Here is a 20,995-nt window from a genome sequence, read left to right on the forward strand (position 1 = left end):
TCTTGAATGCCTACCTGTATCGTCCACTCCCTGCCTTATCGGGCTGACCCCGCGGTTTACTTCGAGTTGGTGCGCCAGGCGCCGGGTGCGGTGTTGCTGGATGCCGGCCGCCCCGGTGCCCAGCGTGGACGCTATGACCTGCTCAGCGCCTGGCCACAGGTGGCCCTGTGCCCGGTGGAGGGTGAGTCCGGCGCCGGCTTCTTCGCGCGTCTGCGCGTGGGGTTGGCCGCTCTGGGGGAAGCCGATCTGCCGGCTGGGCTCGAGCTGCCGTTCGCTGGCGGCCTGCTGGGTTACCTTGGTTACGATTTCGGCCGCCGTATCGAGGCGCTGCCCGAACAGGCCAGGGATGATCTCGGCCTGGGCGATGCCGTCTTGGGCCTGTATGCCTGGGCATTGATCAGTGACCACCAGTTGCAAACCAGCCAACTGGTGTTTCATCCCTCGCTCGCCAGCAGCGAGCAGGCGCGCGTGCTCGCCCTGTTCCGGGGTCCCGCCTCGGCAGTGTCGAAAGATGCGTCATTCGCCTTGCTTGGGCCGTTCCAGGCGGATATCGAGGCGGCTCGGTACGCTGATGCCATCGCACGCATTCATGCCTACATCGCATCGGGTGACTGCTATCAGGTCAACTACGCCCAGCGTTTTCGCGCGGCCTATCAAGGTGAACCCTGGCAGGCCTATTGCGCCTTGCGCCAGGCGTGCCCGACGCCGTTCTCCGGTTACCTGGCGCTACCGGATGGTGGTGCAGTGCTGAGCCTGTCGCCGGAGCGATTCATTCGGGTCAGCAAGGGGCGCGTGGAAACCCGGCCAATCAAGGGGACTCAGCCCCGTGGCCGCAACGAGGAGGAAGATGCGGACAACGCCCGCGCCTTGCTCGACAGCCCCAAGGATCGCGCCGAAAACCTGATGATCGTCGATCTGCTGCGCAACGACCTGGGGCGCAGTTGCAGCATTGGCTCGGTACGCGTGCCAGAACTGTTCGCGCTGGAAAGCTATCCGAACGTGCATCACCTGGTCAGTGCGGTGACCGGGGAGCTGGCCGAAGACAAGGATGCGCTGGACCTGCTGCTGGGGGCGTTTCCCGGCGGCTCCATCACCGGCGCACCGAAGATTCGCGCCATGCAGATCATCGACGAACTGGAGCCGACGCGGCGCGGGCTGTATTGCGGCTCGCTGCTGTACCTGGACGTACGCGGCGAGATGGACAGCTCCATCGCCATCCGCAGCCTTTTGGCCAAGGATGGCGTGATCAGTTGCTGGGGCGGCGGCGGTATCGTCGCCGACTCGGTCTGGCAGACCGAGTATCAGGAGTCGATCACCAAGGTGCAGGTGCTGCTCGCCACCCTCGAGCAATCTGGCTCTCAGGCAAAGCTGTAGATATCCATGCCCAGCGCGCCGAGGGTGAAACCCTGGTGCTCGATGCGGCAATCGTCACCCGCGCCGCGGGCGAAGAACAATGGCAACAAGTGTTCTTCGCTGGGATGATTTTGCCGCGCGTGGGGCGCCTGGCGGCGGTAGTCGAGCAGGGCATCAAGATCATTGTGCTGCAGCTTGTCGACCATCCAGTCGCGGAAATCGCTGGCCCAAGGGGCGACCTTTTCCGGCTCGGCGTAGAAATCCAGCTCGCGCAGGTTGTGAGTAATGCTGCCGGAGCCGAGCAGCAGGACGTTCTGCTCACGCAGCCCGGCCAGCGCCTTGCCTACCTGCAACTGCAAGGTGGGGCCCTGCTGGCTGGGCAGCGAAACCTGCACCACGGGAATGTCCGCTTTCGGGTACATCAGCGAGAGCGGCACCCAGCTACCGTGATCGAACGGGCGTCGCTCATCGGTGCGGGCGGGCAGGCCCGCGTCGTTCAGGCGCCGCACGATGTCCTTTGCCAGTTGCGGGTTACCGGGCGCGGGGTACTGCACCTGATAGAGTTCAGGTGGGAAGCCACCGAAATCGTGCCAGGTCTGCGGTTTTGCCGCGCTCGTCACCAGCAGCCCAGCGCTTTCCCAGTGAGCCGATACCACTACGATGGCAGCAGGTGTCGGCAGCTCTGCGGCGAGCCGCGTGAGCGCTACACCGCTGGCGCCGGGTTGCAGCGCAAGCATGGGTGAGCCATGGGAAATGAACAGGCTGGGCAACATGATGATCTCCTGAAAGTAGGCTGATGATCTATCAGCTAAGCTGCGCTAACAATGGCTATTTGCGGGTCGTTGTTATCTGATTTATTGATTGTTCAAGGGGGGCACGATGCAGGAAACGTTCTGGCAAACGCGTTGGCAGAATAACCAGATCGGCTTTCACGCCAGGGAGGTCAATGCGTTTCTACGCAGTCATTGGCCGCTGCTCGCTGCGCCCACAGGCGCGCGCGTGTTGGTGCCGCTGTGTGGCAAGAGCCTGGATATGGTCTGGCTGGCGGAGCGCGGCCATCGGGTGATTGGCGTGGAGCTGGCGCAGACGGCGGTGGAGGCGTTCTTCCACGAGCGGGGGGTGCAGGCGTCGGTTAGTCAGGAAGGCGCATTCAGGGTTTACCGCCACGGGCTGATCGAACTGTACTGCGGCGATTTCTTCGCCCTCGACCGCGAGCAGTTCGGGGACTGCACGCTGTTCTACGACCGCGCCGCGCTGATTGCTCTGCCGCCGGCTATGCGCGAGCGTTACGTACGACACCTTCAACACATCCTGCCAGCGGGCAGTCAGGGTTTGCTGGTGACCCTGGATTACGATCAGGCGTTGATGGACGGGCCGCCGTTTTCGGTCAGCGATGCCGAGGTGCGAAGCGGGTTCGGCACGGCCTGGGATAGCGAGCTGCTGCAAAGCGAGGACGCGATGGAGGATCGATTCAGGGTGCGGGGCCTGACCCATATGGACGAGCGTGCCTATCGGTTGCAGCTGCGCTGAACGGAAGGGCACAAAAAAGGCGACCTCGCGGTCGCCTTTTCATTCGTGTCGCACTCAGCCCAGGCGGCGCAGGGCTTCGATGCGATCTTCCAGTTTCGGGTGGGTCATCAACAAGCCGGCCAGGCCGTTCTTCAGGCCACCATTGATGCCGAAAGCGGTCAGGCTGTCGGGCATCTGCACCGGCACGCCCTGTTCGGCGCGCAGGCGTTGCAGCGCGGCGATCATGGCACCGGTGCCGGCCAGTCGCGCGCCGGCTTCGTCGGCCTTGTACTCACGTTTACGCGAGAACCACATGACGATGATGCTGGCCAGGATACCCAGGACCAGTTCGGCGAAGATGGTCGCCACGAAGTAACCGATGCCGTGGCCGCCTTCGTTCTTGAGGATCGCCTTGTCGACGAAGTTGCCGAAGATGCGCGCGAAGAACATCACGAAGGTGTTCACCACGCCCTGGATCAGCGCCAGGGTGACCATGTCGCCATTGGCCACGTGACCGATCTCGTGGGCCAGCACGGCTTTCACTTCGTCGGGCGAGAAGCGCTCGAGCAGGCCCTGACTGACCGCGACCAACGCGTCGTTCTTGTTCCAGCCGGTGGCGAAGGCATTGGACTCGTAGGCCGGGAAGATGCCCACTTCCGGCATCTTGATACCGGCCTCGCGGGACAACTGCTCAACGGTCTGCAGCAGCCACTGCTCGTGACGGGTGCGTGGTTGGGTGATGATTTCAGTGCCGGTGCTCATCTTCGCCATCCACTTGGACAGGAAGAGCGAGATCAGCGAGCCGGCAAAACCAAAGACCGCGCAGAAAATCAGCAGGCTGCCGTGGTTCTGGCCGGTAAAGCGATCAACCCCCAGCAGTTTGAGGGTGATACTGGCGATAACCAGTACCGCCAGGTTGGTAGCCAGGAACAACATAATGCGCATCATGGTGTGAAACGACTCCTCACGGGGAAAGACAGGCTCGATACGGCGGCTATATAAGGGCTCGCCCTGTGGCTATTCAACCGAGTGACTATTTCAAACTGTGTCGCCTGCATCAGGCCGCTTGCCAGCGGCTCTGGCGTTCACCAGTGCTTAGATGGGGTTTTGTCGGTTTATTTCAATCCTGGCCGAGAAAAACCGCGGCCATGGCAGCCCAGGCCAGCCTTCGCTGACTAGCCGCGCGGCTCTGCGCGGCGGGTTTCGAACAATTGGCGGGTCAGCCGCGCAATCCGTTCACCATGTTGCTGAGCCAGCGCTTCGCGCAATTGAAAGGCCAGCGTCGCCTGCACACGATTCACCGCCGGTGGCAGCGATGTACCTTCGGGCAGGGCGCGAGGAATGCTTTGCGACAGGCGCAGGAAGCCCTTCTCACTGAGCACCGCCTGATCCAGAGCGTCATAGCCAATGGTCGATTCGTACCGCAGGTAGCCTTCGTCGGCGAGCCACAGCAGGGTGCCCAGGCACGCCTGGTGGCGTTTGCTCGGCAGGCCGAACTCGTCAGGCTCTTCGCGGCCGATGAGGTCCTCCACGTAGAGCGCAGCCTTGCGCGGGAACACCTGATAGAGCGCCAGCAGGCCGCTGGCGGCATCCTTGTAGAAGTCGTCTATCTGCAGGTCCATGAGATCGGTCCGGCTGGCATGTGGGCAGGCCGACGTGCTGCCTGTGGCGCCGGTATGGCGCCCGCAGGCAGCAGCATCGTCACTGACGGTAGGTCTTGAGGAAGTTGCCGATCCGGCCGATGGCCTGCTCGAGGTCATCGACGCGGGGCAGGGTGACCACCCGGAAATGATCCGGCCACGGCCAGTTGAAGGCCGTGCCTTGAACCACCAGCAGCTTTTCGGACAGCAGCAGGTCGAGCACGAACTTCTCGTCGTTGTGGATCGGGCAGATTTTCGGGTCGATCTTCGGAAAGGCGTACAGCGCGCCCATGGGCTTGACGCAGCTGACACCGGGAATGTCGTTGAGCAGCTCCCAGGTACGGTTGCGCTGTTCCAGCAGGCGGCCTTGCGGCAGCACCAGGTCGTTGATGCTCTGGTAGCCGCCCAGTGCGGTCTGGATCGCGTGCTGGCTGGGCACGTTGGCGCACAGACGCATGTTGGCGAGGATGTCGATGCCTTCGATGTAGCTCTTCGCCCGATGCTTGGGACCGGAAATGATCACCCAGCCGGAGCGGAAGCCCGCCACGCGGTAAGACTTCGACAACCCGTTGAAGGTCAGGCAGAGCACGTCCGGGGCCAGGGAGGCAGTGGAGATGTGCTGGGCTTCGTCGTAGAGAATCTTGTCGTAGATTTCGTCGGAAAAAATCACCAGGTTGTGCTGGCGCGCCAGGTCGACGATGTCCTGCAGCACTTCGCGCGAATACACCGCGCCGGTCGGGTTGTTCGGGTTGATCAGCACCAGCGCCTTGGTATTCGGGGTGATCTTGGCGCGCATGTCGGCGATGTCCGGAAACCAACCGGCCTGTTCGTCGCACAGGTAATGCACCGGGCTGCCGCCTGACAGCGCTACAGCTGCCGTCCACAGGGGGTAGTCCGGGGCGGGGATCAGCACTTCATCGCCATTGTTGAGCAGCGCCTGCATGGCCATGACGATCAGTTCGGAAACGCCATTGCCGAGGTAGATGTCCTCGATACTGACGCCTTCGATCTGCTTCTGCTGGCAGTATTGCATGACTGCCTTGCGGGCGCTGAACAGGCCCTTCGAATCGCTGTAGCCCTGGGCCGTGGGCAGGTTGCGGATCACGTCCTGGAGAATTTCTTCGGGCGCCTCGAAGCCGAACGGTGCCGGGTTGCCGATATTCAGCTTGAGGATGCGCTGGCCTTCCTCCTCCAGACGTTTGGCGTGCTTGAGCACCGGGCCGCGAATGTCGTAGCAGACGTTGGCGAGCTTGTTGGATTTGCTGACCTGCATGGTGAAGAATCCCGAATCGAAGAGGTGCGGCCTTCAGCGGGCCGAGGCGGCGGCGAGCCGTTGCGGGTTGAGGTGTCGAATCATACGTGTCAGCCTGAGTCGGGCAAAGGTACAGATAAGGCTTTTTTATCCTTAGGAGGACGGCCTGTGAGCAAGCTCGAAAAACCATTGGAAACCTGGCGTGAAGAGTTGTCCGACACGCAGTTCAACGTCTGTCGGCTGGGCGGCACGGAGCGGCCCTTCACTGGCGAGTATCACGACAGCAAGGCGCCGGGCGTATACGAATGCGTGTGCTGTGGCACGCCGCTGTTCGATTCCGACGCCAAGTTCGACTCCGGCTGTGGCTGGCCGAGTTACTTCCAGCCGCTCAATGCCGAGGTAATTACCGAGCTGGAAGACTTCACCCACGGCATGCACCGCATCGAAGTGCGCTGCTCGAATTGCGATGCGCACCTTGGCCACGTGTTCCCCGACGGCCCGCGGCCGACCGGGCTGCGCTACTGCATCAACTCGGTGTCGCTCAAGCACGTGCCCCGTTGATCGGCGCGTGCCTGTCATGACCTGCGGCCCGCGGCTGGCGGGCCTTGTTTTTGAGTGATTGAATTGTGTGCGATCTAATTGCTGTCTATTCTTTGTTCTCATTTATTAGCGAGTCCGCACCATGAGTCACGATTTGCTGGCGATACCCTGCGCGATGATCAGTGGCGAGCGCAAAACCCTGGCCGACTTTGGCGGCAAAGCGATTCTGGTCGTCAATACGGCCAGCCAGTGCGGGTTCACACCGCAGTACGAGGGCCTGGAAAGCCTCTGGAAGCAATACAGGGACAAGGGGTTGGTGGTGCTGGGCTTTCCCTGCAACCAGTTCGGCAAGCAGGAGCCGGCGGACGAGAAGGCGATCTCCAGTTTCTGCGAGCTCAACTTTGGCGTGAGCTTTCCGCTGTTTCGCAAGGTCGAGGTCAATGGCGATGCCGCCCATCCTCTTTTCGTGCAGCTCAAGCGTGAGGCGCCGGGCCTGCTGGGAACCCAGCGCATTAAGTGGAACTTCACCAAGTTCCTGATCAGCGGCGATGGTCGCCAGGTTAGCCGGTATGCGCCCACCACCAAGCCGCAGGCGCTGCGCACTGCCATTGAAGCAATGCTCGATGGATGAGCTGAACCTCGACCGGCAGTTGTGCTTTCAGCTGTATGCCGCGTCCCGCCTGGTGGTGCGCGGCTACAAACCGATGCTTGAGCGACTCGAACTGACCTATCCGCAGTACCTGGCCATGCTGGTGCTCTGGGAATGGGACGGAGCAGGGCCCGAGCAGCCAACGGTGAAGGCGCTCGGTGAGCGCCTGTTGCTCGACTCCGGCACGCTGACGCCATTGCTCAAGCGCTTGCAGCAGGCCGGCCTGGTGCAGCGCCAGCGCAGTGCGCAGGACGAGCGCGAGGTGCATTTGCTGCTTACCGACGCTGGCCGTCAGTTGCGCGACCGGGTGCCTGTGCTCAAACGCGAGCTGCTTTGCGAGCACGGCGTCGATACACGCGAGCTCGAGCCCCTGCGTGTGCAGCTCGACCAGTTGCTGCGGCGTATGCGCGGCCTGTCGGGGCAGCACTCGGCGATTTCCTCAGGCCGGTAGCCACTGGTCGAGCAGGCCCAGCAGCTCTTCACGGCGGAAGGGTTTTGCCAGGTAGTCGCTCATGCCTGCCGCGAGGCACCGCTCACGCTCCTCGAACAGGGCATTGGCCGTCAGGGCGATGATCGGCAAGTGCTGCCACGCCGGGTTTTCGCGGATCTGGCGGCTGGCCTCGTAGCCGTCCATGATCGGCATGTTGCAGTCCATGAGCACCAGGTCGAAGGTTTCCTCGTGCAGCCGCGCAAGCGCCTGTTCGCCATTGTTGGCCAGGGTCACCTGCAGGCCCTGTTTACTGAGCATGCCCTTGGCAACCAGCTGATTGACCGGGTTGTCCTCGACCAGCAGCACATGGTGCGCCCGCTGGCGCAGCGACGCTGACGGTGCCTGCGTGCTGGTGACATGCTCGGCTGGCTGCTGCAGGGCATGATTCAGCGCCTGCAGCAGGTGCTGGCGGGTGAGCGGCCGGGCCACCTGTTCCAGCGGTGCCAGCTGGCTGGCATGGTCGGGGTCGAGAAAGCTGCCGTAAGCAGTGACCAGGATGATCGGCACGGCGGTGTGCTGGCGCAGGCGTTCCATGCAGCTCGGGCAATCGCTGATCAGCACATCGGCAGCGGCATCGCCGGCCTGCTGGGCGCTATCCAGGCGCTGATAGGCCAGGCCCCAATGGCCGACCAGCAGCGGCAGCAGTTCGGCCAGGCCGCTGTCGGCGCCACAGATGGCCAGAACGCGCCCCGTCAGCTGCGCAGGCGTCGGTGCAGCCTGCAGGCCCGGCAGTGGCAGGGTTGCAGTGAAGCGGCTGCCGCTGTCCGGGGATGAAGCCAGCTCCAGTCGACCCTGCATGGCCTCGCACAGGCGGCGTGTCAGCGCCAGCCCGAGGCCCGTGCCGCCGAACTGGCGGGCAATGTCCGCGCCTGCCTGGGTGAATGGCTGGAAGATGCGCGCCTGGGCGTCTTCGGCAATGCCGATGCCGGTATCGCAAACTTCGATGCGCACCTGATCCGCGGTCGAGCTGACGCGGATATCGACCCGTCCCTCGCGGGTGAACTTGAGGGCGTTGGAGAGCAGGTTGCTGACGATCTGCCGCACGCGGGTAGGGTCGCCAAGCACCTGTACCGGCAGCTGTGGGTCGATCAGGCAGGTCAGCTCCACGCCGGGCAGGGCGTTCTGTGACAGCAGGCTGGCCGTTCCCTCGACCAGGGTGCCGAGGTCGAAGGCGATGTTTTCCAGCTCCAGCTGCCCGGCTTCGAACTTCGACAGGTCGAGAATGTCGTTGAGCAGATCGACCAGCACCTTGCCCGAGTCATGGGCGATCGACAGCTGCTGGCGCTGTTCGCTGTTCAGCGGGCCTTCGAGCGACAGCGCCACCATGCCCAGCAGACCATTGAGCGGCGTGCGGATTTCATGGCTCATGTTGGCCAGAAAGATCGAACGCGCCTGGGCCATGGCCAGCGCATCGCGGCGCGCCTGTTCGAGTTCGTCATTGGAGCGACTGAGGCGGCTGTTGGCGGCCTTGAGTTCCACCGTGCGGGCGGAAACGATGGCTTCCAGTTCGCCGAGGTAATCGGTGAGCCGGTCCTCGGCGCTGCGTCGTTGTTCGATTTCGGTGGAGATGCTGGCGAACTGGCGGTTGGCAACCTCCACCAGGACGCCGATCTCATCGCGCTCGTGGCCGGGCGGGCAGGGCAGGCGCGTGCGGTCGGGGGTGCGCAGGTCCCGGCCGGCCAGTGCCTGGATCACCTGGCTCAGGGGTTTGGTCAGCATGAAATAGAACAGCACGAGCAGCACCACCGACAACAGCAGGCTGCGCGCGAAGCCGTTGATCAGGGTCAGCATCGAGCGTTTGAGGAAGTTACTGCCGAAGGCGTAGGTGTCGATGTCGAGCTGCAGCGAACCCAACTGTTCATCAGGGGCGTGATCGACCGACAGGCGGGTTTCGAAATGACGGCTGCTGCCGAACAGAAAATCGCTGAGCAACCGGTAGCGGCTCTCGGCAGCCGGCTGTGAGGAACTGGCCAGGGTTTCGCCGTTGTTGTCGACGATGCGCGCGGCGATCACCGCGGGTGAGCGCTGCAGGCCGGCGACCAGTTCCTGCGCCAGTTCGGCGTCGATGTTGTAGGCGATGCGGGCGGCAGGGTTGTGGCTGATATCCATCAGCGCGCGAATCTCGCGGTTGATGGCCGCGTCTTCGCTGGCATAATCGACGCCTATCTGCACCAGGCTGAGCAATACGCCGATGATGAACGCCACCAGAACGGTGAGGCCTGCCTGTTTGAATGACAGCCGCTGTGTCAGTGGTATTTCCATAAAGGGCGCTGTCTCGTTCCATTCGCTGCCCAAGCATAGTCGATGTCACCTGTTTTTCGGCACACCTGCCGCACATACCTGATTGATTCGAGGAACTGACCGTGGATTCCCGTTTGCTTGATTTCTTGCAGCGCGCCGACAGCGTGCTGACGCGCCTGGAGCCGCTGCTGCCTGCCACGCGCGAGCCGCTCGACTGGACGCACAGTCTGGCAGCGCGCTGGCAGCGCGAAGGCCGTGGCGGCTACCTGCAGCCGCTGAAGGTGAGCCTGGACATGAGCCTGAGCGACCTGATCGGCGTCGATACCCAGCGCGAGCAACTGGCGCGCAATACCCGCCAGTTCGTGCAGGGCATGCCGGCCAACCATGCGCTGCTGTGGGGCGCGCGCGGCACCGGCAAGTCGTCGCTGGTCCGCGCGCTGCTGGCCGAGCATGCAGGCGCCGGGTTGCGGCTGATCGAAATCGAGCGTGATCACCTGGCCGACCTGCCGCGGGTGGTCGAACAACTGCTGGCGCTGCCGCAACGCTTCATTCTGTTCTGCGACGACCTGTCCTTCGAGGCCGGCGAGGGTGATTACCGGATTCTCAAGAGCGTGCTCGACGGCTCCCTGGAGCGCTCGCCGGAAAACGTGCTGCTGTACGCCACCTCCAACCGTCGACACCTGGTACCGGAGCGCGAGAGCGACAACGCCAACACCCGGGTGGTCGACGGCGAACTGCACCCCAACGAGGCTGTGGAGGACAAGATCGCGCTGTCGGACCGCTTTGGTCTGTGGCTGTCCTTCTATCCGTTCACCCAGCAACATTATCTGGACGTGGTGCGTCACTGGATCGAGGTGCAGGCGGCAGCAACTGGCCTGCAGTGGCAGTGGAACGAGGAGCTGGAAAAGCGTGCGGTTCGCTGGGCTACCGGGCGGGGTAACCGCAACGGTCGCTGCGCTTATCAGTTCGCCCGCCAGTGGGTGGGCTTGCAGTTACTGGAGACTTCGCAATGATCGACCTGAGTGAAAGCGGCGCCGGGCTCGCCGGCTACCCGTTGTTGACCGCCCAGCTGGAGGCGCTATTGGCAGGCGAGCGGGATTTCATCGCCAACGCGGCGCAGTTCAGTGCGTTCATTTTTCACGAACTGGAAGGGCTCAATTGGGCCGGCTTCTACCTGGTCAAGGATGAGCAACTGGTGCTCGGGCCGTTCCAGGGCAAGGTGGCCTGCGTACGCGTTCCGTTCGGTCGCGGCGTGTGTGGCGCGGCAGCCGCGTCACGACAGACCCAGCGGGTCGAGGACGTGCATGCCTTTGCCGGGCATATCGCCTGCGACAGCGCCTCCAACAGCGAGCTGGTCGTGCCGCTGATCAAGGATGATCGTCTGATCGGGGTGCTGGATCTGGACAGCCCGTTGCTCGGCCGCTTCACCGAAGCTGACCAGCGTGCAATCGAAGAGCTGGCCGCGGTGCTGCTGCGCGCGAGCGATTGCTGAACCCGGCTGCGTCCGTGCCGCAGGCCTGGTGCCAGAGGCAACAGTGCGGGTGGCGTGAGCCGTTTGCCAGCAGCCTAGTCGTACAGTGCCTTCTTCTTCCAGTCACCATCGTCGGCCATCGATTTCAGGCCTTCGGTCAGTTCGCTGGACTCGTCGCCCGCCTGTTGCACGGGCGCGGCGAGCATGGCGTTGACCCGGGCGAGCTGCTTCTGGAAGTGCGCCAGGGTTGCCTCGTAGCGAGGCGCATCGCTCTGTTTCTGCAGGAACTGCACGCCACGCTCCAGAGCCAATCGCGCATGGCCGGTCTGTTGCTGCTGCAGGGCCTGGGTGGCCTGATTGCCGTACAGCTCTATATAAAGCTGGGCAAGCATGTGGCGGGTTTGCTGTACCCAGTGCTTGGCTTCGTCGACAGGTAACAGGCCGGTCTGCGCGGCCTTGGTGATCTGCCCATGCAGGCTCTCCAACTGGGCGCGTACGAGCTTGGCGCGTTCGTCATCGGTTACCGGGAAGGGCGCATTGCGCACCGGAATGGCTTCGCCAAGGCCGATGAACTTGCGCAGCTCCTGGGCCACGGCCGCGTAGGAGGCTTCCTGTTTATCGACTTCCAGCACACGTTCGGCGAAATGCAGCTGCAGGCGGCTGAGCAGCAGCTTGAGCTCGGGCGTCATCACTTGGCCGGCGAGCTGTTCGTTGAGGTCGGCGATGCGGCGATAACGCTCGGCCAGGTCCGCCTTGAGGCGGGCCTTCTTGCGCTTGTTGTTTTCCGCAAGCTGGTTCAGGTAGGCGATGAGCACCAGCAGGATGATGCCGCCGATTATCGCCATGGTGATCACGAGCGAGGACATCGCTTTTAACCTCTCGAACGCTGTTTCCCACAAGTGTAGTGCTTAGTTGAGTTGCCTCCTAGCGGCGAATGCATTTGATCAGGCGCATATCGTGGCGCATCTGCACTCATTGTCAGGGTGAGTCGTGGCTCTCACGCATCGCGGCAGTGCGGCGTCGGTTAAATGCCCCCGGCGGGCCAGGTGCGATGGGTTGGGTCATAGTCGTTGCAGCTTCAGTAATCGGGGGTGAAGTCGTTGATTTTAAAAAATTTTATATGAGAGGTTGACGAGTGTTGAAAGGCTCCATAGAATGCGCGCCACTTCCACGGTAATGCTGAAAAGCACAGCGGGGAAGCCGGAAATTCCGGGCAACGTCCCCTTCGTCTAGTGGCCTAGGACACCGCCCTTTCACGGCGGTAACAGGGGTTCGAGTCCCCTAGGGGACGCCACTTCGGAAAGAAGTGGGGCAGTAAAGATTGCGGGAATAGCTCAGTTGGTAGAGCACGACCTTGCCAAGGTCGGGGTCGCGAGTTCGAGTCTCGTTTCCCGCTCCAGATTCTGGATTCAGCCTGGCAGCTGAATCGCGGTAAGAAGTTCCAGGTCCCCTTCGTCTAGTGGCCTAGGACACCGCCCTTTCACGGCGGTAACAGGGGTTCGAGTCCCCTAGGGGACGCCAATTCGTTGTAAATGCGGGAATAGCTCAGTTGGTAGAGCACGACCTTGCCAAGGTCGGGGTCGCGAGTTCGAGTCTCGTTTCCCGCTCCAAATAAACGAAAACGCCGCTCAATCGAGCGGCGTTTTCGTCTCTGCGTTTCGGCGCTGAAAAACTGCCAGCCGCCAATCAATCCAGTCATGACTCGGCCAGGATTGACTGGCGGTTTTGCGTTTTCATGGCTTTCAGGCGCCGGGCATCGCACTTTTCCACGATTGAGAATCTAGCACCGCTGCGCCTGTGCGATGCATTTTCTTGCCCGCCGCCTCGGCAACTGCCGATCTCTCTGTACAACGGTTAACTACCCGTCGCGGTCACGAGACGTGACTGCGGGTCTGTGGGCTGGGCGATGGGTTACTGGGCTCACACCCGATTGCTTGCTGGTGAGGCTCGTTATCGGTGGTCGCGGGGCGGTATAAATCCAGGGTCTTGCTGTGCAGGACCTCCAGCGAGGCTCGATGTCCGACACTGATCAAGATGGCGTCCGGCAAGGCATGGCGCAATTGCTGATAACAGGTTCTTTCGCTCGCCTCATCCAATGCGGAGCTGCTTTCATCCAAAAACAGTACGTTTGGTTGCAACAACAGGGCGCGTACGAAGGCACAACGCTGCTGTTCGCCAACGCTGAGAGTCTGCGCCCAGTCGATTTCGCTGTCGAGTCGTCCGCTCAGGTGACCGAGGCCGCACTGATGCATCGCTTCGAGTAGCCGCGGATTTTCTTCCGGGTGCGGTGCGCACGGGTACCAGAGCAGGTCGCGCAATGTACCGAGGGGAAGGTAGGGCTTTTGGGCGAGCGTGAGCGTGCTGCCTAGGTTGTAGCGTGCCACTCCGGATGCATGGCTCCAGATACCGGTGAGTGCACGGATCATGGTGGATTTGCCGAAACCCGATGGCGCGCGGATCAATAGACTTTCTCCCGGCTGCAGACGCAGGTCGAAGCCATCGAGCAGCGTTCTGCCTTCCGGGAGCCATAGCGACAGGTTGGTGACTTCAAAACCCTCGGTTCTGTGCTCGAGGCGTACCCCGTTCTCTTCACCAACGCTTGCGAGGCGCCGCTGAAAGCCGACCAGACGGTCGACGACCGCTTTCCACTCGGCGATCTCGGGGAACACTCTCACCAGGTAGGCCATGGCTTCGTGAACCTCGCCAAATGCGGCGCTGAGCTGAGTCAGGCGGCCCAGTGGGAAAGCGCCGGCGAAGAACTGTGGTGCCATGATGAACATGGGAATGATCATGGCGCTGCGCATGTAGAAGGTGGAGTAGCCGAGCACGATCTTCTGCTGTTTCACCAGGGACCAGAAATTGTCCAGTGCCGCCCCCAGGCGCTGGCTGAAGCGAGCGTGCTCTTCGCTCTCGCCCCGGTACTGGGCCACGGCTTCGGCGTTTTCGCGCAGGCGCATCATGGCGAAGCGAAAGTCCGCTTCACGACGCTGCTGGACGAAATTCAGGCGTGGTAGTGCACGCCCCAGCCAGAAGGCGCCGCCAGTACCTAGGATGGAGTAGAGCAACGCTGCCCATACCAGCAGGCCTGGGATCACCAGTTCTTCGCCCGCGAAGGGAATGCGCACCAAGCTCGACGCCTGCCAGAGAATGTGCAGGAAGGAAAACAGCGACAACAGGGCGGTCATCAGGCCCAGGCTGAGTTTCAACGACAGGGTGATGAACAGGTTGATGTCGTCGGCGATGCGCTGGTCGGGGTTGTCGGTTTCCGGTGCCGTCAGTTGCAGTTTGAGATAGCGCTGGCGTTGCAGCCAGAGTTGCAGAGTGTTCTCGGTGGCCCAGCGGCGCCAGCGCAGGGTGAGTTTCTGCTGGAAATGGAAGGCGGCCACGGTGAAGATGGCCAGGCCCATTTGCAGGAAGAGAAACTGTATGCCACCGATCACGAAGGCATCGTAATCGAGCGCCTGCAGGGCATTGTAGAAGTGCAGGTTCCAGAAGTTGTAGAGCAGATTGACCCCGACCAGGCACAGGTTCATCGCGACCGTGCCGAACAGCAGCAGGAAAGCGGGGCGTTTTTCGGCAGACGACCAGAACGGTCGGGCGAGCAACCAGAAATCACGTAATGTCTGCATGTGGCCTCGAGTTGCCCGGCGTGAAACGCGTTGAGTTTATAGAGGGCCGGCTATACCATCAATGCTAATAGTTCTCATCATCTTGACCCGGCGCGGCGGAGGCAGGCCATCGAACTCCCGGACTGGCTTTGCCAAGCATGGCCACCCATCCAGCGCATGATCCAGGTCGAGACCCACGGGCGCACGTCGGTGCCGCTGCCCGACCTGGCTGACGCGAGTGTGTTGTATCCCATGCTCGAGCGTTTCGCCGAACTCTATCCCGGGATCAAGCGCCCGCCAGTCGCCTCGCAGTGGTCGATGAATTATCTCAGCGTCATGCTGCCGGCCTTGCTGGCAGTCGTGTTGACGCGTGACCTGGCCATTGCCTTCTGGGAACAAGAGGTCGCTTTGTTGCACGAGGCTGGGCAGCCTCGTGCGCTGTTTCTGCCGACGCCGCAGGCTTCACTTGCCGCCCGGCAGCGCGACGACTACTGGGCGCGCCTGCTGCATGAGCACCTTGAGCCGCTGTTCGCCAGCATTGCAGCCTGGGGGGGCTGGCACCGAAGGTGCTATGGGGCAACTTTGCCGCTATCTGGGACGGGGCCTTTGCCCGCATGGACGCCAACCTTGAGCGCGAAGGCTTCGCCGAGGCCCACCGTTGGCTGGAGCGTGCCGTGGTCGCTGATGGACGTCTGAAGCCCAGAAGCCTGCAATGGATGGTCGATTCGCCGGCGCCCGATGTCTGTGCATGTATCCCCTTGCGCCGCCATTGCTGCCTGCACTACCAGTTGCATGCACCGGTGACTGGCAAGCCGCAGGTACTGTGCGAGTCCTGCCCGAAACTGCATCGTCTGCCACAGGCGGAGCAGGCGAGTTATCTGCGTTGCATCTACGGCGCCGAGGGCTAGTTCGGCCGTGCCTTCCAGGTACGTGGCTCGAATTTCATCCCGGCCAAGGCGCCGTGGGAGCTGTGTGATTCGCCGATTTCGCTACAGCGCCTCGGCCAGTTTTCGCTTCACCAGTTCGCACACCTTTTCCGGCTGCTCGAAGGCGAAGAAATGCCCGCCTTCGAAGCCATGCAATTGGCAGCCCGCTTTGACTCAATCGTAGGTGCCCAGCGGCATGCCGAAACTGGCTGCGAAACGCTTGAAGTCCAGCGGCGTCGGTACCTTGAAATTGCGAAACAGGACGCCGCCGGTTGTGCTCAGCGTCTGCCGGGCCAGGGTGCGCAATGCGTCGCTCAGGGTATGGATCGACTGGCCTTGTTGGCTGGCGATCAGGAGGGGAAGCGGGTTAGCGTCAATCAAGGGGGCTACGATGCAATCATCCCGTTCATGAGGCGTGGTGGGCGCATCGGCTGAGCGCAGGTTGGCGACCTGGTTCATGAGCGTAGGGTCCTTACGGCAGGTGGCAGCGGCTCTGAGGGTTGAGAGTGGAAGCGGCAGCGAAGGGATGACGTGATGCGTTGCGCAGGGCAGCCACTGTGAAGAGCGGTGTGCGTTGCGCTTCCATGTAGACGAGGGGCCATGACCCATCCCTCCAATCAAGAGGTTTATGCCAAAGGTCGATGCAGCGGGCATCGCTTCTTGCGTGGCTGAGACTACGTGTAAACAATCTGTAAGTGATGATTAATGATAATCACTATCATAAAGATTGCAAATTATCTTGCAATCAATAATATTTCGCACTTGTGAGCTTCCGGCTTCTGCTGCCGAAGCTTTGGGGGGACTACGGAGCGAGCATCGTTCGCTTCAAAAATAAGCAAAGGCGAAGGAGCCGAAGGGCAGATGAGTAATTTCAAGAAAAGCACGCTGGCAATTGCTGTCGCGTCCGGCCTGATAGCCGCGACCTCAGTGCTGGCTGCTGAGGGAACCAGGGGAGATCAAGCGCTTCAGCTCGAGGAAGTGATGATCACGGGCGAGAAGATCCAGCGCAGCGAAGAGAAGACTCTCTCCAGTGTGGCGGTAGCGACTGCCGAGGATCTGCGCAGCCACGGTGACCAGGATCTGCAGTCAGTGATGGATCGCACACCGGGCGTCTATGCCCAGTCTGGCAATGAGAACTGGGGTATCCGCGGCATTCCGGTGAGCGGTTTTGATGATCAGGGGCCGGCCGCAATGAACGGTGCAGTTTCCGTCTACGTCGACGATGCGCTGCAGGTCAACAGGCTCATGACCCTCAACCCCATGGCGCTCTGGGACATGGAGCAGGTGGAGATCTATCGAGGTGCCCAGTCGACCACGCAGGGGCGCAACTCCCTGGCCGGCGCGATCATCATGAGAAGCAAGGATCCAACCTTCGATCCGCAGTTTTCGGTGAGAAGCAATGTCGGAAAATATGGTGAGCGCGGGGCTTCGGCCATGGCCAATGGCTCCTTGATCGACGGTGTTATGGCGGGCCGTCTGGCCGTCGACTACCAGACCGCCGATGGCTATATCGAGAACGATTTTCTGGATATGGATGCCAACCAGCTTCGTTCGTCGAATATTCGTGGCAAATTCCTCATTCTGCCGTCCGATGACATGGACGTGTTGCTGACCTTCAGCCGCACCAAACAGCGCAGTGGTATCAATGCGGTTGCCGGAAGCGATGCCAGGCCCGATTACTACAAAATCTCCGAAAACACTGAGACTTTGCATACGCTCGCTCAGAACACCGCCACGGCCAAGATTGATTATCGCCTGGACGACTTCTGGACCCTGACCAGCGTCACCTCCGGCACCTGGTCAAAGTACGATTCCATTCTCGACTTCGACCGAACCACCACCGTCACGCAGACCGCCCCTCGTCATAACGAACAGACCCTGGGTAGCCAGGAGTTGCGCCTGGGTTATGCGTCGGACCGGGTCAGTGGCGTCATGGGTATGTATCTGGGGCGCTCCAAAGGTGAGATCGATGACCAGTTGGTCAATGGGAATACGGTCGCGCTGAACCAGAAGGGCGAAACCAAAATCGACAGTCATGCCGTTTTCGGTGAGCTCAATTGGGAGTTCGTGGATGACTGGCAGTTGATCACCGGACTGCGTTGGGATCACGAAAAGAACAACACCAAGATCGACTACCCGGTTCGCCTGATCAGCGTTCCCGATCCTGTTGTCGACAGGGACCTCAGTTCCAGCGTACTGCTGCCGAAAATCGGCATCAGTCATGATCTCACCGAGAATCAGGTGCTCGGGCTGACCTGGCAGCGCGGCTATCGCAGTGGGGGTGTCAATATTCGTAGCCGCTCACGTCACGATACCTACGACCCCGAGTTCACCAGCACCTACGAGCTGGCCTGGCGGGGTAACTGGCTGGATCGCCGTCTGCGCACCACCGCCAACCTCTATCGCACCTCATGGAAAGACCAGCAGGTGTCGTTCCGCAATATTGCCGATAACACGACCCAGGTCTCCAACGCCGCCGATAGCCGCATGATCGGTCTGGAGTTCTCGGCCGAATACCTGGTGACTTCGCAACTGCTGGTCAACGCAGGCTTCGCCTACAACGACACTACCTACAAGTCCTTCGTGCGTGACGGTGTGGATCTGAGTGGCTACGAGTTCGTCTATGCACCGAAGAAGATGGCCAACGTGGGGGCCAACTACACCTTCGGCAATGGCCTGATGATCGGCGGTGACGTCATTTATCAGGGGCAGAGTATCTCCAACTTCGATACCAACACCGCGCGCGAAATCACCAGGGTTCGTCGCAACGACAGCGTCACGCTGGTGAACTTGAACGCCGAATACCCTATCGGCGATCTGACGCTCAGCGGCTATGTGCGCAATCTGTTCGACGAGCAATACACCACCAATAATCAGAGTGACACCCTGCTCGACGTAGGTGCGCCGATGACGCTCGGCGTAGCGGCTCGTTACGACTTCTGAGGAAGATTGGAGCCTGGGAAGGCAGGCGGTGGCAAATCTGCCACCGCCTGCAGCTCATTCAAGGCTCGTTGTCTGGTTCTGCCCGGGCCGGCTCGGCAGGTAATGGATGACGCGCTATCCGCGTGATACGAGGATGCACTCATGAATGCAATCACCCCGACAACAGGCACCGCGCTGGAACTGCAGCGCCGGCACAGCGGGCTTAGCCAGCACTATTGCCTGGACAGCACGCCGGTGCTGCAACGGCAAATGCAGCGCGAGTCGAATGCGCGCAGCTATCCACGGCGCATACCGCTGGAGTTGAAACGGGCGCAGGGCGTGTACGTCGAGAATTCGCGCGGGCAGGTTTACATCGACTGCCTGGCTGGTGCCGGTACTCTGGCATTGGGACACAACCACCCGGTAGTGGTCGAAGCGATCCATGGCACGCTGGCATCGGGCATTCCGTTGCACACCCTCGACTTGAGCACGGCGATCAAGGACGCCTTCGTGGAAACGTTGTTCGACCTGCTTCCGGCAGAGCTTGCCAAGGATGCGCGCATCCAGTTCTGTGGCCCGACCGGCGCGGACGCGGTGGAGGCGGCGCTCAAGCTGTCACGCACCGCAACGGGTCGGCAGAGCATCCTGGCATTTCATGGCGCCTACCACGGCATGACCCTCGGTACGTTGTCGGTGAGTGGCAATCTGGGACCGAAGAACGCCCTTGGCGGGCTTATGGCCGGGGTGCAGTTCCTGCCCTATCCCCATGACTACCGCTGCCCGTTCGGGCTGACTGGCAATCAGGCGATAGATGCCAATCTGCATTACATCCGCCATGTGCTGAGCGACCCGGAAAGCGGCGTGACCCAGGCTGCGGCCATGATCCTGGAGACGGTGCAGGGCGAGGGTGGTGTGATTCCCGCGCCCGACCGCTGGCTGCAGGGGCTGCGGGCGATCACTCGCGAGCACGGCGTTCCCCTGATCCTCGACGAGATTCAGTGCGGTATCGGGCGCACGGGCGATCTTTTCGCCTTCGAGCGCAGCGCCATCACGCCCGATGTGGTGACGCTGTCGAAGGCCATAGGCGGTGGCCTGCCGCTCTCGGTGGTGGTCTACCGAGGCGAGCTGGATCAATGGCAGCCGGGTGCCCATGCCGGGACCTTCCGCGGCAATCAACTCGCCATGGCCGCTGGTGATGCCACCTTGCGCTTCATCCAGCGTGAGGGTGTCTGCAGCCATGTTCATCATGTCGGTGCGCGCCTGGAAATGCTGCTGCAAGGCCTGCAAACCGAGTTCGACTGGATCGGCGACGTGCGCGGCCGCGGCCTTATGCTGGGCATGGAGATCATCGACCCCGCCAGCCTGGATGCCCTCGGCCAGCCTGCTGCCGATGGCGAGAAGGCGCGCAAGCTACAGCGCGCCTGCCTCGAGCGTGGCCTGATCGTCGAACTGGGCGGCCGGCACGGCGCGACCGTTCGCTTCCTGCCGCCGCTGATCATCAGCGAAGCGGAGGTCGATCTGGTCGGGCAGATTCTCTACCAGGCGGCGCAGAGCGTGGAGCGCATAGCCGTCGCGAGCTGAAGCGGGTATGCCGCAGGTTCCTGGCCGGGTAATGGGCGCACCGGTATGGCAGGCTGGGCGGCTGTGAATCGGTAGCCAGCTGCGCCGCGGGCTGGTCGCGCTTAGGCTCTGCGCGAAAAGTGCCTGCGCTCGGTGATGCTTCGTTAAGAATCGGCCGGATTGCCAGCCCAGTCGGAAGCCGCTTGCGGCTAACGCGCTTTAGCGCGGCCCGTAGGGCGAGCGAAGCGAGTACTGCTCATTTACAGCTCGTAAACTCGAATGCGAGCCCAGTCCGTTCCTCACCGATTTTCGCCTCGCCTGACCTTCGCTCGGAGACTTTTCGTACAGACCTTAGTGGCGGCTGCCGGGGGCCGGCATGGCCAAGAGCTGCTTTTCCTGGTTCCAGTCGAACGGCTCGTCGTTCTCCTCGGCGTAAAAGCGACGCTCGTCGAGTTGCTGATACAGCTCGATCTCTTCGTCCGGCATGAAGTGCAGGCAGTCGCCACCGAAGAACCACAGCAGGTCGCGGGGCACCAGGTGGGCGATCTGCGGGTAGCGCTGGAAAATCTGACTGATCAGTTCCTGGCCCAGGTACTGGCTGCGTTCCAGGTCGACTGGCAGTTCGCTCAGCACTTCGTCGTAGCGCTCGAGGAAGTTGGCATGGCTGTCATCGAGAATCTGCTCGGCTTCGCCCAGCGCGACCAGAATGGTGCGCAGGTGATTGAGCAGCGCGATGTGGTGATCGAGATGGGTGTTGGCCATGGCGGTGATCCTGAAAGTAAAACGGGCGCCGGAGTATAAAGTCCGCGGCGCCCGCTGTCCTGCCTGTGCAGC

20 protein-coding genes and 4 tRNA genes are annotated in these 20,995 nt (G+C 61.8%); 15 read left to right on the forward strand and 9 right to left on the reverse strand.

The window, feature by feature from the left end:
* The first annotated feature begins 6 nt into the window (after nt 1–6).
* Nucleotides 7–1,374: an aminodeoxychorismate synthase component I gene (pabB, locus tag ACZ0AV_RS23030; protein ID WP_499153157.1), complete on the forward strand. Its 1,368-nt coding sequence runs from the start codon at nt 7–9 to the stop codon at nt 1,372–1,374.
* Here the strand turns inward: pabB and ACZ0AV_RS23035 are convergent.
* Nucleotides 1,359–2,126, reverse strand: coding sequence for a DODA-type extradiol aromatic ring-opening family dioxygenase (locus ACZ0AV_RS23035; protein ID WP_499153158.1), 768 nt, complete (start codon nt 2,124–2,126; stop codon nt 1,359–1,361). The genes pabB and ACZ0AV_RS23035 overlap by 16 nt on opposite strands.
* Before the next feature lie 106 nt (nt 2,127–2,232).
* Between ACZ0AV_RS23035 and ACZ0AV_RS23040 the strand changes: the two genes are divergently transcribed.
* Nucleotides 2,233–2,883 carry a thiopurine S-methyltransferase gene (locus ACZ0AV_RS23040; RefSeq protein WP_499153159.1) on the forward strand — a complete coding sequence of 217 codons (651 nt, stop codon included), beginning with the start codon at nt 2,233–2,235 and terminating at the stop codon, nt 2,881–2,883.
* 54 nt (nt 2,884–2,937) lie between these two features.
* Here the strand turns inward: ACZ0AV_RS23040 and htpX are convergent, their stop codons facing one another.
* The 3 genes from htpX to ACZ0AV_RS23055 all read right to left on the reverse strand — a co-directional run bounded on the left by htpX (nt 2,938) and on the right by ACZ0AV_RS23055 (nt 5,775).
* Nucleotides 2,938–3,810 (reverse strand): protease HtpX, encoded by an 873-nt coding sequence (htpX, locus tag ACZ0AV_RS23045; protein WP_499153160.1) that lies wholly within the window; start codon nt 3,808–3,810, stop codon nt 2,938–2,940.
* 227 nt (nt 3,811–4,037) lie between these two features.
* Entirely contained in the window at nt 4,038–4,484 is a 447-nt protein-coding gene (locus ACZ0AV_RS23050; RefSeq protein ID WP_499153161.1) for a hypothetical protein, read from the reverse strand.
* A 79-nt stretch (nt 4,485–4,563) separates the two neighbouring features.
* Complete coding sequence (locus tag ACZ0AV_RS23055; protein WP_499153162.1) at nt 4,564–5,775, reverse strand: pyridoxal phosphate-dependent aminotransferase; 1,212 nt, start codon at nt 5,773–5,775, stop codon at nt 4,564–4,566.
* Nucleotides 5,776–5,922: 147 nt separating this feature from the next.
* Here ACZ0AV_RS23055 and msrB point away from each other — a divergent pair, with 147 nt between their 5' ends.
* From msrB to ACZ0AV_RS23070, 3 genes are all read left to right on the forward strand, one after another.
* Nucleotides 5,923–6,315, forward strand: a complete 393-nt coding sequence (gene msrB, locus ACZ0AV_RS23060) for a peptide-methionine (R)-S-oxide reductase MsrB (protein ID WP_499153163.1) — start codon at nt 5,923–5,925, stop codon at nt 6,313–6,315.
* Between the two features lie 121 nt (nt 6,316–6,436).
* Nucleotides 6,437–6,925, forward strand: coding sequence for a glutathione peroxidase (locus ACZ0AV_RS23065; protein WP_499153164.1), 489 nt, complete (start codon nt 6,437–6,439; stop codon nt 6,923–6,925).
* Nucleotides 6,903–7,394, forward strand: coding sequence for a MarR family winged helix-turn-helix transcriptional regulator (locus tag ACZ0AV_RS23070; RefSeq protein ID WP_499153439.1), 492 nt, complete (start codon nt 6,903–6,905; stop codon nt 7,392–7,394). Before ACZ0AV_RS23065 ends, ACZ0AV_RS23070 begins: the two co-directional genes overlap by 23 nt.
* Here the strand turns inward: ACZ0AV_RS23070 and ACZ0AV_RS23075 are convergent.
* Nucleotides 7,383–9,695, reverse strand: coding sequence for a hybrid sensor histidine kinase/response regulator (locus tag ACZ0AV_RS23075; protein ID WP_499153165.1), 2,313 nt, complete (start codon nt 9,693–9,695; stop codon nt 7,383–7,385). The two genes, ACZ0AV_RS23070 and ACZ0AV_RS23075, sit on opposite strands and share 12 nt — an antisense overlap.
* 101 nt (nt 9,696–9,796) lie before the next feature.
* Here ACZ0AV_RS23075 and ACZ0AV_RS23080 point away from each other — a divergent pair, with 101 nt between their 5' ends.
* Nucleotides 9,797–10,687 carry an ATP-binding protein gene (locus tag ACZ0AV_RS23080; RefSeq protein WP_499153166.1) on the forward strand — a complete coding sequence of 297 codons (891 nt, stop codon included), beginning with the start codon at nt 9,797–9,799 and terminating at the stop codon, nt 10,685–10,687.
* Entirely contained in the window at nt 10,684–11,166 is a 483-nt protein-coding gene (locus ACZ0AV_RS23085; RefSeq protein WP_499153167.1) for a GAF domain-containing protein, read from the forward strand. Before ACZ0AV_RS23080 ends, ACZ0AV_RS23085 begins: the two co-directional genes overlap by 4 nt.
* Nucleotides 11,167–11,240: 74 nt before the next feature.
* Here ACZ0AV_RS23085 and ACZ0AV_RS23090 read toward each other — a convergent pair whose 3' ends face one another.
* Entirely contained in the window at nt 11,241–12,011 is a 771-nt protein-coding gene (locus tag ACZ0AV_RS23090; RefSeq protein ID WP_499153168.1) for a hypothetical protein, read from the reverse strand.
* Between the two features lie 352 nt (nt 12,012–12,363).
* Here ACZ0AV_RS23090 and ACZ0AV_RS23095 point away from each other — a divergent pair.
* The 4 genes from ACZ0AV_RS23095 (at nt 12,364) to ACZ0AV_RS23110 (ending at nt 12,755) form a co-directional block, all read left to right on the forward strand.
* Nucleotides 12,364–12,439, forward strand: a tRNA-Glu gene (locus ACZ0AV_RS23095).
* Nucleotides 12,440–12,468: 29 nt separating this feature from the next.
* Nucleotides 12,469–12,544, forward strand: a tRNA-Gly gene (locus ACZ0AV_RS23100).
* A gap of 46 nt (nt 12,545–12,590) precedes the next feature.
* Nucleotides 12,591–12,666, forward strand: a tRNA-Glu gene (locus tag ACZ0AV_RS23105).
* A gap of 13 nt (nt 12,667–12,679) precedes the next feature.
* A tRNA-Gly gene (locus ACZ0AV_RS23110) sits at nt 12,680–12,755 on the forward strand.
* Nucleotides 12,756–13,016: 261 nt separating this feature from the next.
* On the opposite strand, the gene ACZ0AV_RS23115 is transcribed toward ACZ0AV_RS23110, so the two are convergent.
* Entirely contained in the window at nt 13,017–14,774 is a 1,758-nt protein-coding gene (locus ACZ0AV_RS23115) for an ABC transporter ATP-binding protein/permease (protein WP_499153169.1), read from the reverse strand.
* A gap of 156 nt (nt 14,775–14,930) precedes the next feature.
* Here ACZ0AV_RS23115 and ACZ0AV_RS23120 point away from each other — a divergent pair, with 156 nt between their 5' ends.
* On the forward strand, nt 14,931–15,449 hold the full coding sequence (locus ACZ0AV_RS23120; RefSeq protein WP_499153170.1) for a hypothetical protein: 519 nt from the start codon (nt 14,931–14,933) through the stop codon (nt 15,447–15,449).
* A complete protein-coding gene (locus ACZ0AV_RS23125; RefSeq protein ID WP_499153171.1) occupies nt 15,428–15,661 on the forward strand; it encodes a hypothetical protein in 234 nt (77 codons plus the stop codon). The genes ACZ0AV_RS23120 and ACZ0AV_RS23125 overlap by 22 nt, the downstream gene beginning before the upstream one ends.
* A gap of 192 nt (nt 15,662–15,853) precedes the next feature.
* On the opposite strand, the gene ACZ0AV_RS23130 is transcribed toward ACZ0AV_RS23125, so the two are convergent.
* Nucleotides 15,854–16,138 (reverse strand): hypothetical protein, encoded by a 285-nt coding sequence (locus ACZ0AV_RS23130; protein WP_499153172.1) that lies wholly within the window; start codon nt 16,136–16,138, stop codon nt 15,854–15,856.
* A gap of 402 nt (nt 16,139–16,540) precedes the next feature.
* Between ACZ0AV_RS23130 and ACZ0AV_RS23135 the strand changes: the two genes are divergently transcribed.
* Nucleotides 16,541–18,622 carry a TonB-dependent receptor gene (locus ACZ0AV_RS23135; protein WP_499153173.1) on the forward strand — a complete coding sequence of 694 codons (2,082 nt, stop codon included), beginning with the start codon at nt 16,541–16,543 and terminating at the stop codon, nt 18,620–18,622.
* A gap of 141 nt (nt 18,623–18,763) precedes the next feature.
* On the forward strand, nt 18,764–20,182 hold the full coding sequence (locus tag ACZ0AV_RS23140; RefSeq protein ID WP_499153174.1) for a diaminobutyrate--2-oxoglutarate transaminase: 1,419 nt from the start codon (nt 18,764–18,766) through the stop codon (nt 20,180–20,182).
* A 330-nt stretch (nt 20,183–20,512) separates the two neighbouring features.
* Here the strand turns inward: ACZ0AV_RS23140 and ACZ0AV_RS23145 are convergent, their stop codons facing one another.
* Complete coding sequence (locus tag ACZ0AV_RS23145) at nt 20,513–20,923, reverse strand: PA2817 family protein (protein ID WP_499153175.1); 411 nt, start codon at nt 20,921–20,923, stop codon at nt 20,513–20,515.
* Nucleotides 20,924–20,995 lie beyond the last annotated feature (72 nt).

The sequence above is a fragment of the Pseudomonas sp. AC532 genome (assembly GCF_979258965.1).